The 13,571-nt window shown below is 60.9% G+C and carries 12 protein-coding genes; 2 read left to right on the top strand and 10 right to left on the bottom strand.

What is annotated here, in order from left to right; all coding sequences use genetic code 11:
• Nucleotides 1-248: 248 nt before the first annotated feature.
• On the bottom strand, nt 249-2,474 hold the full coding sequence (locus tag AUC43_RS09680; protein ID WP_068192415.1) for a protein-disulfide reductase DsbD family protein: 2,226 nt from the start codon (nt 2,472-2,474) through the stop codon (nt 249-251).
• A 260-nt stretch (nt 2,475-2,734) separates the two neighbouring features.
• Here AUC43_RS09680 and AUC43_RS09675 point away from each other — a divergent pair, with 260 nt between their 5' ends.
• On the top strand, nt 2,735-4,069 hold the full coding sequence (locus tag AUC43_RS09675; RefSeq protein WP_068192411.1) for a hemolysin family protein: 1,335 nt from the start codon (nt 2,735-2,737) through the stop codon (nt 4,067-4,069).
• Nucleotides 4,070-4,116: 47 nt separating this feature from the next.
• Here AUC43_RS09675 and AUC43_RS20935 read toward each other — a convergent pair whose 3' ends face one another.
• The 9 genes from AUC43_RS20935 to AUC43_RS09630 all read right to left on the bottom strand — a co-directional run bounded on the left by AUC43_RS20935 (nt 4,117) and on the right by AUC43_RS09630 (nt 12,318).
• Complete coding sequence (locus AUC43_RS20935) at nt 4,117-4,512, bottom strand: NINE protein (RefSeq protein WP_071885862.1); 396 nt, start codon at nt 4,510-4,512, stop codon at nt 4,117-4,119.
• Nucleotides 4,513-5,083: 571 nt separating this feature from the next.
• Complete coding sequence (locus tag AUC43_RS09665; RefSeq protein WP_068192404.1) at nt 5,084-5,596, bottom strand: gamma carbonic anhydrase family protein; 513 nt, start codon at nt 5,594-5,596, stop codon at nt 5,084-5,086.
• 236 nt (nt 5,597-5,832) lie between these two features.
• The gene (locus tag AUC43_RS09660) at nt 5,833-6,816 is read right to left on the bottom strand and encodes a radical SAM protein (protein WP_068198448.1); all 984 of its coding nucleotides are present in this window, start codon (nt 6,814-6,816) and stop codon (nt 5,833-5,835) included.
• 175 nt (nt 6,817-6,991) lie between these two features.
• Nucleotides 6,992-7,876: an endonuclease III domain-containing protein gene (locus tag AUC43_RS09655; RefSeq protein WP_233254144.1), complete on the bottom strand. Its 885-nt coding sequence runs from the start codon at nt 7,874-7,876 to the stop codon at nt 6,992-6,994.
• Nucleotides 7,877-7,910: 34 nt separating this feature from the next.
• A complete protein-coding gene (locus AUC43_RS09650; RefSeq protein WP_068192401.1) occupies nt 7,911-8,627 on the bottom strand; it encodes a YiaD family glycine zipper/OmpA-like lipoprotein in 717 nt (238 codons plus the stop codon).
• 232 nt (nt 8,628-8,859) lie between these two features.
• Nucleotides 8,860-9,141 (bottom strand): YMGG-like glycine zipper-containing protein, encoded by a 282-nt coding sequence (locus AUC43_RS09645; protein ID WP_068192398.1) that lies wholly within the window; start codon nt 9,139-9,141, stop codon nt 8,860-8,862.
• A gap of 197 nt (nt 9,142-9,338) precedes the next feature.
• The gene (locus AUC43_RS09640; RefSeq protein WP_068192395.1) at nt 9,339-10,085 is read right to left on the bottom strand and encodes a YiaD family glycine zipper/OmpA-like lipoprotein; all 747 of its coding nucleotides are present in this window, start codon (nt 10,083-10,085) and stop codon (nt 9,339-9,341) included.
• 117 nt (nt 10,086-10,202) lie between these two features.
• Entirely contained in the window at nt 10,203-11,105 is a 903-nt protein-coding gene (gene accD, locus AUC43_RS09635) for an acetyl-CoA carboxylase, carboxyltransferase subunit beta (RefSeq protein WP_082685013.1), read from the bottom strand.
• 166 nt (nt 11,106-11,271) lie between these two features.
• Complete coding sequence (locus tag AUC43_RS09630; protein ID WP_068192393.1) at nt 11,272-12,318, bottom strand: class I fructose-bisphosphate aldolase; 1,047 nt, start codon at nt 12,316-12,318, stop codon at nt 11,272-11,274.
• A gap of 195 nt (nt 12,319-12,513) precedes the next feature.
• On the opposite strand from AUC43_RS09630, the gene AUC43_RS09625 reads away from it, so the two are divergent.
• A complete protein-coding gene (locus tag AUC43_RS09625) occupies nt 12,514-13,530 on the top strand; it encodes an OmpA family protein (RefSeq protein WP_068192391.1) in 1,017 nt (338 codons plus the stop codon).
• Nucleotides 13,531-13,571 lie beyond the last annotated feature (41 nt).

The following is a 13,571-nucleotide window of genomic DNA, read 5'->3' as shown; positions in this document are numbered from 1 at the left end:
AAGCAGGTGCTCACAAACGCTGATACGTCAGCGCTATTGCGGGCTAAGTTCCTCACAGAAGGGTTTATTCCTTTCACTACGGCCGTGGTTGGATACAGAGGAGAAGAGGGGAAAAGGGGGCAGCGCATCTGGGTGGGTGCGCGCCTCACACAAGGAAGAGGCGGCCTCTGGGTGGGGGCCGCCTCTTCGTGTTTAACGTCATTAACGAAAATCGTTTTTTGCCTGAGTTGAGCTGGCCGACCGCAGGCTTAGCGCTTGGCCACGGGCGCCCGCTGGTTGCTGAACTGCTGCAGGCCCGCCTGCAAAAACGCGCTGAATTGGGCCACGTCGGGCTCGTAGGCAATGGGCGCAATCAGGGGCTTGCTGGCGGCATCGTCTGGGTCGATAATCACATAGTAAGGCTGGGCGTTGAAGCCGTAGCGGGTCACCTGCAGGTCGGCGTTTTGCTTGCCCAGGGTGGTTTTGAGCTGCTGGTCGCGGGCCGAGGTGTACCACTCTTTCTCGGGCAGCTCGGTCTTGTCGTCCACGTACAGCGCCACCACCACGTAGTCGTTGCGTAGGCGCTCGAGTACTTGCGGGTCGCTCCACACGGTTGCTTCCATCTTGCGGCAATTCACGCAGGCATGGCCCGTGAAGTCGATAAAAATGGGTTTGTGCTGCTGGCGGGCGCAGCGCTTGGCCTGCTCCAGGTCGAAGTAGCCGTTGAGGTTGTGGGGCAGCTCCAGAAACTCGCCAAAGCGGGGTGCCTCGCACTGCTGCGTCTTGCCGCTGGCGGCCAGGGCTGGGCTACCGCCGTTTTCGGCCGTAGCCAGCGAAAAATCGTGCTTGCTCTGGGGCGGCAGGTAGCCGGCCAGCAAGGGAAGCGGCGCCCCAAACAAACCCGGCACCAGGTACACGGTGAAGGCAAACGCCAGCACGGCCATCAGCAAGCGGCCCACGCTGAGGTGGTCGAGCGGTGAGTCGTGCGAGAGGCGAAACTTGCCCAGCAGATAAAAGCCCAGCAGCGCCGACAGCACAATCCACAGCACGATGTACACGTCGCGGTTGAGCAGTTGCCAGTGGTAGGCCAGGTCGGCGGTGCTCAGGAATTTCAGGGCCAGCATCAGCTCCACAAAGCCCAGGACCACCTTCACCGTGTTGAGCCAGCCGCCGGAGCGGGGCAGGCTTTTCAGCCACGACGGGAAAATGGCGAACAGCGTGAAGGGCAGCGCAAACGCCAGCGAGAAGCCCAGCATGCCCACGATGGGCTGAATCCGCTCGCCTCGGGCGGCCAGACTCAGAATGCTTCCCACGATGGGCGCCGTGCACGAAAACGACACCACCACCAGCGTGAGGGCCATGAAAAAGATGCCCGCCCAACCGCCTTTGTCGGCCTGGGTATCCACGGTGTTCACGATTTGGTGGGGTAGCGTGATTTCAAATAAGCCCAAAAACGACAGGCCGAACACCACAAAGACCGCAAAGAATATCAGGTTGGGCAGCCAGTGGGTACTGATGAGGTTGGGACCATCTTCGCCCAGCAGCACCGACACGAGCACGCCCATCAGCACGTAAATGCCAATAATGCTGGCCCCGTACACCAGGGCCTTGAGGATGCCGCGCTGGCGGCTGTCGTTGCCGCTGGTGAAGAGCGACACCGTCATGGGCACCATGGGAAACACGCAGGGCGTAACCAGCGCAGCCAGCCCAAAGGTGAAGGCCAGGAAAGCAAAGCCCCACAGCCCCCCGGCCTTGCGCACGGGGTTTTCGGGGGCCGTGGCGGTTGCGGCCGGCGCGGCGGCCGTCACCTTGGCATCTTGGGCAGCGCTGGGCACGTCATCGCCCGGCAGGGCCGGCGCGGTGGCCGCGGCCAGTTGCGTGGCCGAATCGGCCGGTGCCGTAGCAGCCGGGGCAGCCACTGCGGGGGCAGCCGCAGGAGCTGTCGCTACTTCTGTTTTGGCGGGGCCCGGGTTGGGGTCGGCGGCCCCGACACTCTTGGCCGGGGCTGCGGCGCCCGTCACGGCGATGGGGCCGAAGCTCAGCGTTTCGTTGCCGGGCACGCAGCGGCCGTCCACGGTGGTGCAGCTCTGGTAGTCGGCGGCGGCCGTGATGGTGAGCGGGCCGGGCTTCAGCACTTTAATGCGCTGGCGCATCTGGCCGGTTTTTTCCCAAAAAGCCACTTCCCCTTTAAAAACTTCGTCTTGCTCGTGGTGCGATTTAATGGACTGCAGCTTGCCCACCAACGCATAAGCTGGGCTGGGTTTGAAGGTCAGGGTGAAGACCACGGGCCCCACTTCGTCGCTGAAATCGGAGGCGTAGAGGTGCCATTTGTCGTCGATGCGGGCATTCACCACCAACTCAATCTCCTCCCCCACTTTGGCCGTGGGGCGGCTCAGGGCCGTGCTCAGGTGCGTGGGCGTGAGTATCTGAGCGGTGGCCGGAACCACCACACCCAGCCAAAGCAACAAGAACTTAACCATCAAATAATTCTTCATAATTGCAAACCAGAAGCATCGTGTATTGTGTTACCCCTTCGTCCTGGCAGAAGGTGCTGGCTGCGGAATCCGTTCCCGCTCCTTTCGTGGTGCAGACGGTTACCTCCGCAATTGCTTACACGCACTTTGGGCCACAAAATAAGGGTGTCCGTACCACAAACTGTTGGCCGGAAAGTTCAACGGACCAACCGCCCACGCTAAACTCCGTACTTTTGAGCAACTAAGGCCCCCAGACCGACCGCGTCGAGGGGGCCATTCACATGGGCTTACAGATATTATTTACCGTTTTACTCGTTCTGGTAAACGGATTTTTCGTGGCTGCCGAATTCTCGCTGATTCGCGTGCGCCTTTCGCAACTGGAGATAAAAGCCAAAGAGGGCAGCCGCATGGCCAGCCAAGCACTGGGTGTGTTGCACAAACTCTACGACTACCTCTCGGCTACCCAGCTCGGCGTGACCATTGCCTCGCTGCTACTCGGTGCCGTGGGCGAGGAGCTCTTCACCGAGATATTTCTGGGGCTGATGCCGCGCCTGGGCGTGCACGTGGCGCCGCTCACGGCGCACAGCATTGCGGTGGGCCTGGGGCTTATCATCCTGACGTTTCTGCACGTACTATTCGGCGAGCTGTTCCCGAAGGCGCTGGCCATTCAGCGCCCCGAATCGGTGAGCCTGGCGCTGGTGCTGCCGCTGCGCGGCTTCTACTACATCACGCGCCCGCTCACGTGGTTCTTGTCGAAAGCCTCCAACCTGATGCTCGGCGCCGTGGGCATTCAGAACTCGCACGGCACCGAGGCGCACACCTCCGACGAACTGCGCCTGCTGCTGGACCAAAGCAAGGAAAGCGGCGAGATTCAGGACTCCGAGCACGAGCTGATTGAGAACGTGTTCCAGTTCAACGACCGGATGGTGAAGCAGATTATGGTGCCCCGCACCAAGCTCTCGGCCCTGGACGTGAACGCGCCCGAGGACCAGATTCTGGACATCGTCTTCAACGAAGGCTACTCGCGCATGCCGGTGTACGAGGGCAACATCGACAACATCGTGGGCGTGCTCAACGTGAAGGACCTGCTGCCCATCATCCGGCGCGGCGAGCCTGTGGAGCTGGCCCGCATCATGCGCCCGCCCTACTTCGTGCCCGAAACCAAGAAAATCAACCGGCTGCTGCGCCAGTTCCAGCGCAAGCACATTGTGATGGCCATTGTGAGCGACGAGTTCGGCGGCGTGTCGGGCATCGTCACCATCGAGGACATCATGGAGGAGCTGGTGGGCGAAATCCAGGACGAGTACGACAACGAAGTGCCGGTGGTGGAGAAAGTGGCCGAGGACGAATACCGTGTAAACCCCGCCACGCCCATCTCCGACGCCAACGAATACCTCCCCTTCCCCCTGCCCGAAGGCGAAGACTACGAAACCGTGGGCGGCCTGCTCAACGTCATCTACGGCAGCATCCCGGAAGTGGGCGATGTGGCCGTGCTCGACCCCTACGAGTTCCGGGTGCTGCAGCGCTCGCGCCGCGCCGTGGAGCTGGTGCAGCTGCGCGTGACCACCGTGGCCGAACGCGCCGAGCCGCGCAACGACATCGGCGACGAGGTATAGGCCTGGCTTATGCTTGGCGCCGTAACCAGGACTTGCCAAACACCGCGTTAAAACTTCCCATTCGCCGGCTCCAGCCCACCGGCCAGGATGCGCACGCCGTCGAATAGCGCACGCAGGTACACATAAGCAATACCGCCCGCGCCCAACAGGAGGAGGAAAATGCCCACAACCGCCCCGCCCATGCCGGCACCAAAAGCCGCCGAGTTGGCCACCGGAACGGCGATTAGCATCAGCCCGATGCACACCAGCGTGGTCAACAGGTAGGCAAGGGCCGGCTTCCGGTCGCCTAGATAAAACAGGTGTGCCCCCAAATAGCCAAATAGTACCGCCAAGAGCACGGCCAGGCCCTTGCTGTAGTGTCGCGCAGGGTCCGGCGCTGGTCGTTGAGCCAGCTGAGTTGCATGCGAGACCTTATGCCGCTCAACCCGCGGCCTTGGTACCATTGCTGCGGCTTTTGAAGGGCTTGGGTGCGCCACATTGCGAGCAATTGGCTCAATGCGCCGAGGAAATACCCGGCGCGCTGCTGGCCGGTGAATGCCCCTGGCCTTTTGGTATTTTAGCTCAATTGCTTCGGCGGGCTCAGCAAGCGTAGCTGCAGCAGCTACCTGAGCATTGGGCTCTGGCTGTTGTTGCATATTAGCGGCTTGGAATGTGTAACTGGCGCGCTGGCAACTACCAATCAGCCCTGATAGCGTGAAGCCAAAAAGCACACAAACAGCGCGGCAGCAGATAGACATTGTTTACGAAGCATGAGGTAGAAGCGCAACGAAGCACCACCAAAGTCACAACTCGTTCCAAGCCATAATTTGGATGCATTAGATTTTGCATTCTTCGTATCGAAGGCAAAAAAGCGGCTCCAACTGCCCCAACGACTATAAATACAGTCATTTTGCGGACTTTACAAGTCGACTACTGCCGAGCAAAAGAAGCTCCGACACGTCAGGCGTTGAGGAGTTTCTAAAAAGTCAAATTGAGCCGACTTTAGCCAATTTGCCGCCACGCACCAGCCTGCGCCTACTGCAACCAGCTTGCGTAAGTCTGGTAATTGGTGGCCGTGCGCTCCAGCCCTTTCCGCTGCTCCTCCGTCACGGGTTTGATTTTCTTGGCTGGCACGCCCGCGTACAAGTACCCCGGCTCGCACACAAAATTCTCGAGCACCACCGCGCCGGCCGCGATAATGCAGCCGGTGCCTACCACGGCGTGGTCCATCACAATGGCGCCCATGCCGATGAGCACGTCATCTTCCACGGTGCAGCCGTGCACGAGGGCGCGGTGCCCAATGCTCACGCGGCTGCCAATGGTGAGCGGCGCTTTCTGGTAAGTGCAGTGCAGCACCGCGCCATCCTGAATATTGGTTTCTTCGCCGATGCGGATGCGGTGCACATCGCCGCGAATCACAGCCGTAAACCAGACGGTGCAGCCCCGGCCCAGCACCACATCGCCCACGATGGTAGCATTATCAGCCACAAAGCAGTCGGGCGAAATTTGCGGATGGAGGCCGTTTACGGGGAGGATGAGGGCGGGCATAGGTTTGAGCAGTGAGCAGTGAGCAGTGAGCAGTGAGCAGTGAGCAGTGAGCAGTGAGCAGTGAGCAAAAGAACGTCATGCAGAGCATAGCGAAGCATCTCTACCTCAATACTCACTTAATCGTTGGTCATGCAGAGCGCAGCGAAGCATCTTCTCACGTTCGGACGACTCGTTCAGCGGCGATAAGATGCTTCGCTGCGCTCTGCATGACAGACGCATTAGCTCTACGAACCCAGCTACACCCCAATCAACCGCTTCCACGTGCCTTTTTCCCAGTTATACTTCAGCGTGCTGGGCAGGGCCTGCCAGAAGTACTTGCTCGTTTCGACCGCGAAGCTGGGCTGCATGTAGCAATTGATGGTACAGCCCTCACAGGCCGGCAGCCGGCCTTCGAGAGCCGCCAGGCGCTGCGTTTCAGGCGCGTTATATAGGTCAAACAGCTTGCCTTCGATTGGAAATTTTTGCTCGCCGAGGTGGTAGCAGGGCAACACCAGCTCATTGCTGGGCGAAATGACCAGCGTGGTGCTGGCGGCCCGGCACACGGGCGCGGCTACGTGGTTGCCGCCGTCGCGCCGCAGCTCAATAAACGCTTCGTTCAGGTACACGCCTTTGCGCTTGCCGAAGGCGGAGAGGTAATCCAGCTCTTCGGGCGTCAGCTGCTCGCCGGTTTCCACGTCGCCGTATTCGAAGGCGGGGTTGAGGATGAGCACCAGGCCGTTGGGCTGGGTAATGCCGCGGTACACCGCTTCGAGGTCCGCCAGGTTTTTGCGGAACACGGTGAAGAGGATGTCCGGCCGCTCGCCCAGCGCCTTGGCCACGCGAATGCTTTCGAGCACAAAATCGTAGCAGGCCACCCCACGGCCCAGGTCGTGGGTAGCGCGGTCGGCCGAATCAAGCGAAAAGTGCAGCATATCCACCAGTCCGCGCAGCTTCTCCGCGTTCTTGGGATACAGCAGCCCGTTAGTGGTCACGGTGGTGATGAAGCCCATCTCGCGCGCCAAGGCCAGGAACTCGGGTAGCTGGCGGTGCAGCAGGGGCTCGCCGCCGGTGAAGTCAATCACCGAAACGCCCAGCCGCTTGAGGTCGCGCAGGTTTTGGGCCACATCCTCCAGCGTGATGTAGGGCGAGGGCTTTTCCCAGATATCGCAAAACGCGCACTTCGCATTGCAGCGATACGTGACGTAGTAATTGCAGAGAACGGGGTGCTTAATGAGGCGCATGGTGTAAAGGTACTTGTTACTGAAGTGCCCAGGGAACACTTACTGGCCGTCATGCAGAGCGCAGCGAAGCATCTCTACCTCGGAAATAATCAACACTGCCACAACGAAGCGGGCAAGATGCTTCGCTGCGCTCTGCATGACAGTTAGTTGTACCAGAACCCCTCGCTCGAGTATCTTAATGCGGCAGCTTGCCCCAGGCAGCCGGGTCCCACTGCGTAGGCGTAGCAGCCAGCGCCTCAGCGGTGGCTTCGCCGTAATGCTCCAGGTAGTAGTTGCAAAAGCCCTTCAGGGGGCAGCGCGGGCAGTTGGGCCGCAGGAAAAAACAAATTTGCTGCCCGTGCCAGTAGTTGTGCTTGTGGAAGTTGAACAGCGTTTCGGCATCGGCGGGCAGCAGCGCCAGCAGCACCGCATGGGCCTTTTCCACCGACACCTTGGGGCCCAGGAACCCCACGCGCTGGGCTACCCGGTGCACGTGCGTATCCACGGGGAGCACGGGCTTGTGGTAGTTAAAAAGCAGCAGCAGCGACGCCGTTTTTAGCCCAATGCCGGGCATTTCGGTGAGCCAGGCCATGGCGCGCTCCAGCGGCCAGTCGGCCAGAAAGTCCAGGTCAAACGGCCCACCGGTTTCGGCCTGAATCCGGCGCAGGATTTCCTGAATGCGCGGCGCCTGCGTATCGGGCCAGCGCGTGGTGCGAATGGCGTGGGCCAGCTCGGCCGTGGGCGCCGCCAGCACCCCCGGCCAGTCGCCGAAGGTTTCCAGCATGCGGTCGTAGGCCAGTTCCTCGTCGGCGTGGGTGGTGCGGTGCGAAAGAATGGTCGAGACCAGCTCGCGCATGGGCGTGCGGCGCGGCTCGGGCGGCAGGTGGCCGTAGAAATGGTCGAGAATGACGTGGTCGGCCCAGGCTTTTTCGGCGGCGGGCGAGGCGTAGGTAGCGGCGGGTGCGGGCATGGCTCGTTGTACCCGCCGGTGCCGGGCAAGGTTGTGCAGGACGACCGGTTGAGCTAAAATGCCATAAAAAAAACCGGCGGCCAGGACGGCCACCGGTTTGTTCAATTGCATGCCGCAAACGGGATTTGCAGCCGGATAACGGAGCTTAGAGCTGGCCGCGCTTGGCTGCTTTCTGCATTTTCTCGTTGGCGAAAATGGCTACTTCCACGCGACGGTTGGCCGCTTTGCCAGCGGCCGTGGTGTTGTCGGCCACGGGCTGGGTCGAGCCGTAGCCGGTAGCCGTGATGCGGGCAGCGTCCACGCCTTCGTTGATGATGGTGTTGGCCACGGCCTGGGCCCGGCGCTGCGAGAGCGGCTGGTTGATGGCGTCCGAACCGGTGTTGTCTGTGTGGCCTTCAATTACCACGTTGGTGTCGGCGTACTTCTTCAGGGTTTCGGCCAGTTGCGAAACGTTGCCCGCAGCGTCCGGGGTCAGGCTGGCCGAGTTGGTGGCGAACAGGATGCCCGAAGCAAAGGTGATTTTGATGCCTTCGCCCACGCGCTCCACTTTGGCGCCTTCCAGGTCGCGGCGCAGCTCGGCAGCGGCTTTGTCCATTTTGCGGCCGATGAGGGCACCGGCGGTACCACCCACGGCAGCACCAATGATGGCACCCTTAGCGGTACCGGATTTGCCGCCAATCAGGCGGCCGGCCACGCCGCCGGCTACTGCGCCACCCAAGCCGCCGATGAGGCCGCCTTTGAGGGTTTTGCTCATGCCTTTCGGCTTGTCAGTCGAGACGGTGGTGCTTTGGGCTTGGGCAAAGTTGTTTACCAACAGCAGCAGTGCCAGTAAGAAGGTCAGTGATGAGCGGAGAAATTTCATAATCAAAAAAAAGGGTTGGGTAATAAGTAAACGGCCTGAGGCAAACCGCCGCGGAGGGCAACGGGCCGGCAAGTACGCCATTTGCAACCACCTTGCCAAACTTTCCAGGCTCGACGGTAGCGGCGCTTACGGTTGCGTAACACGGCGTAACTCAGCGATAAAAAAACGGCCCCACTAAAAGTGAAGGCCGTTCTTAGCTCAACAACACCAGAGTTGCTGTCGGCGGTTCCTGCTATTTCTTCTTGTTGTGGTAAGCCTCGTAGCGGGCCGGGTCCTGCCGCTTGTCTTTTCGGCGGCCCAGCAGGCCACCGCCCACTGCCCCCGCCGCGCCGCCGATGAGGGCGCCCTTGCCACCGCCGAGCACTGCGCCCGTTACGGCACCCGCGCCACCGCCAATGGCAGCGCCTTTGGCTTTATGGCTCCACGTCTTTTTGGGCGTCTGGGCCTGCGCCGCCGAGCCGGCTAGCAGCAGGAAGGAGAACACCAGCAGAAAAAATACCTTGAGCGTTTTCATGTCGGTTAAAAGTTAAGGTTGAAAAACAACGCTGATTTAAACGCGGGCCCTTTGGTAGAGGTTTTACCGGGGCCGCGTAATCTATTGGTTACGCACAAGAATAATACCACTAAAAAAGGCCGCCCGATTGGGCGGCCTTTTTCCTAGGGTTGTTTGCTAACTAGCTCAACTATAGTTGACCTAATAATCAGCTCAACTTACAAGCGGCCTTCTTCGGCAGCTTTCTTCATCTTCTCGTTGGCGTAGATGGCAATCTCAACGCGACGGTTGGCCTGCTTGCCTTCGGGGGTGCTGTTATCGGCCACCGGCTGGGTCGAGCCATAGCCCTGCGTGGTGATGCGGCTCGACGACACGCCTTTGGCAATGGTCGAGTTGGCCACGGCCTGGGCCCGGCGCTCGCTCAGGGGTTGGTTGATGGCGTCCGAACCGGTGTTGTCGGTGTGGCCCTCAATCAGCACGTTGGTGTCGGGGTATTTCTGCAGGATAGCGGCCATCTTAGTGATGTCGGTTTCGGAAGCAGGACGCAGCGTGGCCGAATTCGAGTCAAACAGAATGCCCGAGTCGAAGGTGATTTTAATGCCTTCGCCCACGCGCTCAACTTTGGCGTCTTTCATGTCGCGCTGCAGGTCTTCGGCCTGCTTGTCCATTTTGCGGCCAATCAGGGCACCGGCGGTGCCACCGGCTGCAGCACCCACAATAGCGCCAATGGCCGTGCCGCGGGCACCGCCACCGATTACCCGGCCCAGGATAGCACCAGCGGCTGCGCCGCTACCGGCACCAATCAGGCCGCCTTTGGTCGTTTTGCTCATGCCGGTTTTGCGGGCGCCGGTACCGTTGTTGGTCGAGAGGTCGGGCTGGGTCGTGGTCTGCTTCGTGCTCGCGCAGGAGCTGAATAACAGGACGAAAGCCATCAGCACGGAAAGAAGAGATTTGGAGGTGTTCATAGGAAAATGAAAAGTTGGTGGAGATATTCTCGGGCTTATACGGGAAAAACCCGTTCCGGTAACGGAAACGGGCTTTTCAATAAGTGTGCCGAAAGTAAAAAAAGCCCTGGGCTGGCCCTAATGCGCTTTGGATGAAGCCCGACGGGCATCGCGCGGCTCGGGTGCCGCTACCGCCGCCGGCTGCAGCATGCCCAACAAATCGGCCAGGCGCTGCTTTAGCTCGCGGCGGTCCACGATGAAATCGAGAAAGCCGTGCTCGAGCACGAACTCGGCGCTTTGAAAGCCCTTGGGCAAATCCTTGCCGATGGTTTCTTTGATAACGCGCGGCCCGGCAAAGCCGATGAGCGCGCCCGGCTCGGCAATATTAAAGTCGCCGAGCATGGCAAACGACGCCGTGACGCCGCCCGTGGTAGGGTCGGTGAGCAGGCTCACATAGGGCACGCCCGCTTCCGAGAGCAGGGCCAGCTTGGCCGACGTTTTGGCCATCTGCATCAGCGAGTAGCCGGCTTCCATCATGCGGGCGCCGCCGGAGCGCGAAATCATGAGGAAGGGCGTGCGGTTTTTGCGGGCAAAGTCAATGGCGCGGGCAATTTTCTCGCCTACCACCGAGCCCATGGAGCCGCCGATGAACTTGAAATCCATGGCCGCCACCACCAGCGGCTGGCCCGTCGACAGGCCGTGGGCCGTGCGCACCGCGTCTTTCAGGCCGGTGTTGTGCTCGGTGGCGGCAATGCGCTTGGGGTATTCCTTGGTGTCGACAAAACGCAGCGGGTCGCCGGACGTCAGGTTGGCGTCGAGCTCGGTAAACTGGCCGTCGTCGAACAGGAACTCGAAGTAGTCGGCGGCGTCAATCCGGTCGTGGTGGTTGCAGGAGCCGCACACGTACCGCAGCCGCTTGTGCTCGGCCATGGTCACCACCGTTTTGCACTCGGGGCATTTGTGCCAGAGGCCGTCGGGGGTCTCCTTTTTTTGATCAGTGGGGGTGACGATGCCCTTTTCTACGCGCTTAAACCAGGCCATTTGATGTTAGCTTTTAGCTGTTAGCGGATGGCTATTAGCTTTTATTTTTTGAGGAAGAGCCGCAAGCTTCAGGCTTGCCGTGACTAATAAACAGGGCGTCAAAGATAAGCCATAACTACCGGCCTGATTGAGCCCCGGGCTGAACAATAGCAAGCCCCTGCCCCCTCTACGCAATTGTGATGGCCGGGTCGAGGTAAACATCCTGAATGGCATTCAGCAGGTCCACGCCCTCGGCGAATGGGCGCTGAAAGGCTTTGCGGCCCGAAATGAGCCCCTGCCCCCCGGCCCGTTTGTTGATGATGGCCGTTTTCACGGCGGCCTCGCGGTCGCCGTCGCCCAGGCTTTCGCCGCCCGAGTTGATGAGCCCGATGCGACCGGCGTAGCAGTTGAGCACCTGGTAGCGGGTCAGGTCGATGGGGTGGTCGCCGCTGAGCTTGTCGTACATGGCCGGGAAGGTCTTGCCGAACTTCAGCGTGGTGAAGCCGCCGTTGTTTTCGGGTAGCTTCTGCTTGATGATGTCGGCGCCCATGGTCACGCCGAGGTGGTTGGCCTGGCCGGTAAGGTCAGCCGCTACGTGGTAGTCTTTGTCGCTGGTCTTGAAGGCGTTGTTGCGGGTGTAGCACCACAGCACGGTGGCCATGCCCAGCCGGTGGGCCTCCTCGAAGGCGGCCGTGACTTCAATAATCTGATGGTTGCTTTCGGCAGAGCCGAAATACACAGTAGCCCCCACGGCGGTGGCGCCCATGTCCCAGGCCTGCCGCACCGAGCCGAACATGATTTGGTCGAACTTATTGGGGTAGGTCAGCAGCTCGTTGTGGTTGATTTTGACCAAGAACGGGATTTTGTGGGCATACTTACGGGCCACCGTGCCAAAGGTGCCGAAGGTGGTGGCCACGGCGTTGCAGCCGCCTTCCACCGCCAGCCGCAGGATGTTTTCGGGGTCGAAATACATCGGGTTGGGCCCGAAGGACGAGCCCGCGGTGTGCTCGATGCCCTGGTCGACGGGCAGGATGCTGACGTAGCCGGTGCCGGCCAGGCGGCCGTGGTTGTAGATGGCCCCGAGGCTGCGCAGCACCTGCGGCGTGCGGCTGCCGGGCACAAAGCACCGGTCCAGAAAGTCGGGGCCGGGGGTGTGAATCATGTCTTTGCTCACCAGCGCCTCGTGCGTCAGCAAGGCTTCGTTTTCTCGGCTCAGGGTGAGGGAGGAGGCCATGGGGAAAGGAAAAGCGGGGTGAGGGCCGCCCCGGTGGGCTGCTGAGCAAATATAGGCCGAAAAACACGAGGCAAATCGGGCGTGGGAGGCGCTGGCTGCGGGTTAAGCGCTACCTTGCTCTTCCATTACGGCCGGACTGCCCGGCCTTCCACCGCCCGACATTCAGCCTTCTATTTATTACGTGAAAATTATTACGTGAAAAACTTCTCCCCTGCCCTGCTGGCCCTGTCGCTGCTGGCGGCGCCCGCCCTCAACAGCTGCGTAACCGCCAAGAAATACGACGACCTGAGCGCCCGCCAGAAGGCCGACGCCGACGGCAAAGCCACCGCCGAGCGCCAGTACCTCGGTGCCACGGCCGAGCTCAAGAAAGCCTCCGATGAGCTGGCCCAACTGCGCCTCACCCAAAAGCGCCTCGTGACCGACTCAGCCGAAACCGGCGCTGCCTACCGCAAAACCCGCACCCTCTACAACGAGCTCAACAACAGCTACGACAAACTGCTCAAGAACAGCGACCGGGAGCTGGCCAACAAGTCGTCGGACTACAACAAAGTGGCCAAGGACCTGGCCCGCCGCGAAGCCGAGCTGGGCGAGCTCGACACCAACCTACAAAAGAGCAAAGCCGACAACGACCGCCTCGCCGCCGACCTCAAGGTGCGCGAAGCCCGGCTCACCGAGCTAACGAAAGCCCTGGCCGAAAAGGACAAGGCCGTAAACGACCTGAAGGCCCGCGTGAGCAAGGCCTTGCTCAGCTTCAACTCCAGCGACTTGCAGGTGAAGCTGAAAGACGGCAAGGTGTACGTCTCGCTTTCCGAGCAGCTGCTGTTCAAATCCGGCTCCACGAAAGTGGACCCCAAGGGCCAGGAGGCGCTCAAGAAGCTCGCCACGGTGCTGCAGGAGCAGAAAGACGTGAACGTGGTAGTGGAAGGCCACACCGACAACGTGCCCATCCTGCGCGGCACCGCCGGCCTCACCGACAACTGGGACCTGAGCGCCCTGCGCGCCACCGAAATCGCGCGCCTGCTCACCAGCAGCGGCGTGCCGCCGGCGCGCGTCACGGCCTCGGGCCGCGGCCAGTACGTGCCCGTAGCATCCAACGACACGCCCCAGAACAAGGCCATGAACCGCCGCACCGAAATCATTCTCACCCCCAAGCTCGACGACCTGTTTCAAATTCTGGACAGCAACTCGGCCACCCCGGCAGCGGCCAAGTAAGCAGCTCAACCCTCACCAAAAAGGCCAGCCCCGAATCCGGA

The sequence above is a fragment of the Hymenobacter sedentarius genome (assembly GCF_001507645.1).
GTDB lineage: Bacteria > Bacteroidota > Bacteroidia > Cytophagales > Hymenobacteraceae > Hymenobacter > Hymenobacter sedentarius.
Note: the sequence above shows the minus strand (reverse complement) of the source record. Positions and strands in the feature narration are given on the sequence as shown.

Excerpts from the sequence above, each read along its gene's own strand:
- AUC43_RS09680 (WP_068192415.1), bottom strand. The coding sequence starts at position 2,474 with ATGAAGAATTATTTGATGGTTAAGTTCTTGTTGCTTTGGCTGGGTGTG.
- AUC43_RS09675 (WP_068192411.1), top strand. The coding sequence starts at position 2,735 with ATGGGCTTACAGATATTATTTACCGTTTTACTCGTTCTGGTAAACGGA.
- AUC43_RS20935 (WP_071885862.1), bottom strand. The coding sequence starts at position 4,512 with ATGGTACCAAGGCCGCGGGTTGAGCGGCATAAGGTCTCGCATGCAACT.
- AUC43_RS09665 (WP_068192404.1), bottom strand. The coding sequence starts at position 5,596 with ATGCCCGCCCTCATCCTCCCCGTAAACGGCCTCCATCCGCAAATTTCG.
- AUC43_RS09660 (WP_068198448.1), bottom strand. The coding sequence starts at position 6,816 with ATGCGCCTCATTAAGCACCCCGTTCTCTGCAATTACTACGTCACGTAT.
- AUC43_RS09655 (WP_233254144.1), bottom strand. The coding sequence starts at position 7,876 with ATGCAATTGAACAAACCGGTGGCCGTCCTGGCCGCCGGTTTTTTTTAT.
- AUC43_RS09650 (WP_068192401.1), bottom strand. The coding sequence starts at position 8,627 with ATGAAATTTCTCCGCTCATCACTGACCTTCTTACTGGCACTGCTGCTG.
- AUC43_RS09645 (WP_068192398.1), bottom strand. The coding sequence starts at position 9,141 with ATGAAAACGCTCAAGGTATTTTTTCTGCTGGTGTTCTCCTTCCTGCTG.
- AUC43_RS09640 (WP_068192395.1), bottom strand. The coding sequence starts at position 10,085 with ATGAACACCTCCAAATCTCTTCTTTCCGTGCTGATGGCTTTCGTCCTG.
- accD (WP_082685013.1), bottom strand. The coding sequence starts at position 11,105 with ATGGCCTGGTTTAAGCGCGTAGAAAAGGGCATCGTCACCCCCACTGAT.
- AUC43_RS09630 (WP_068192393.1), bottom strand. The coding sequence starts at position 12,318 with ATGGCCTCCTCCCTCACCCTGAGCCGAGAAAACGAAGCCTTGCTGACG.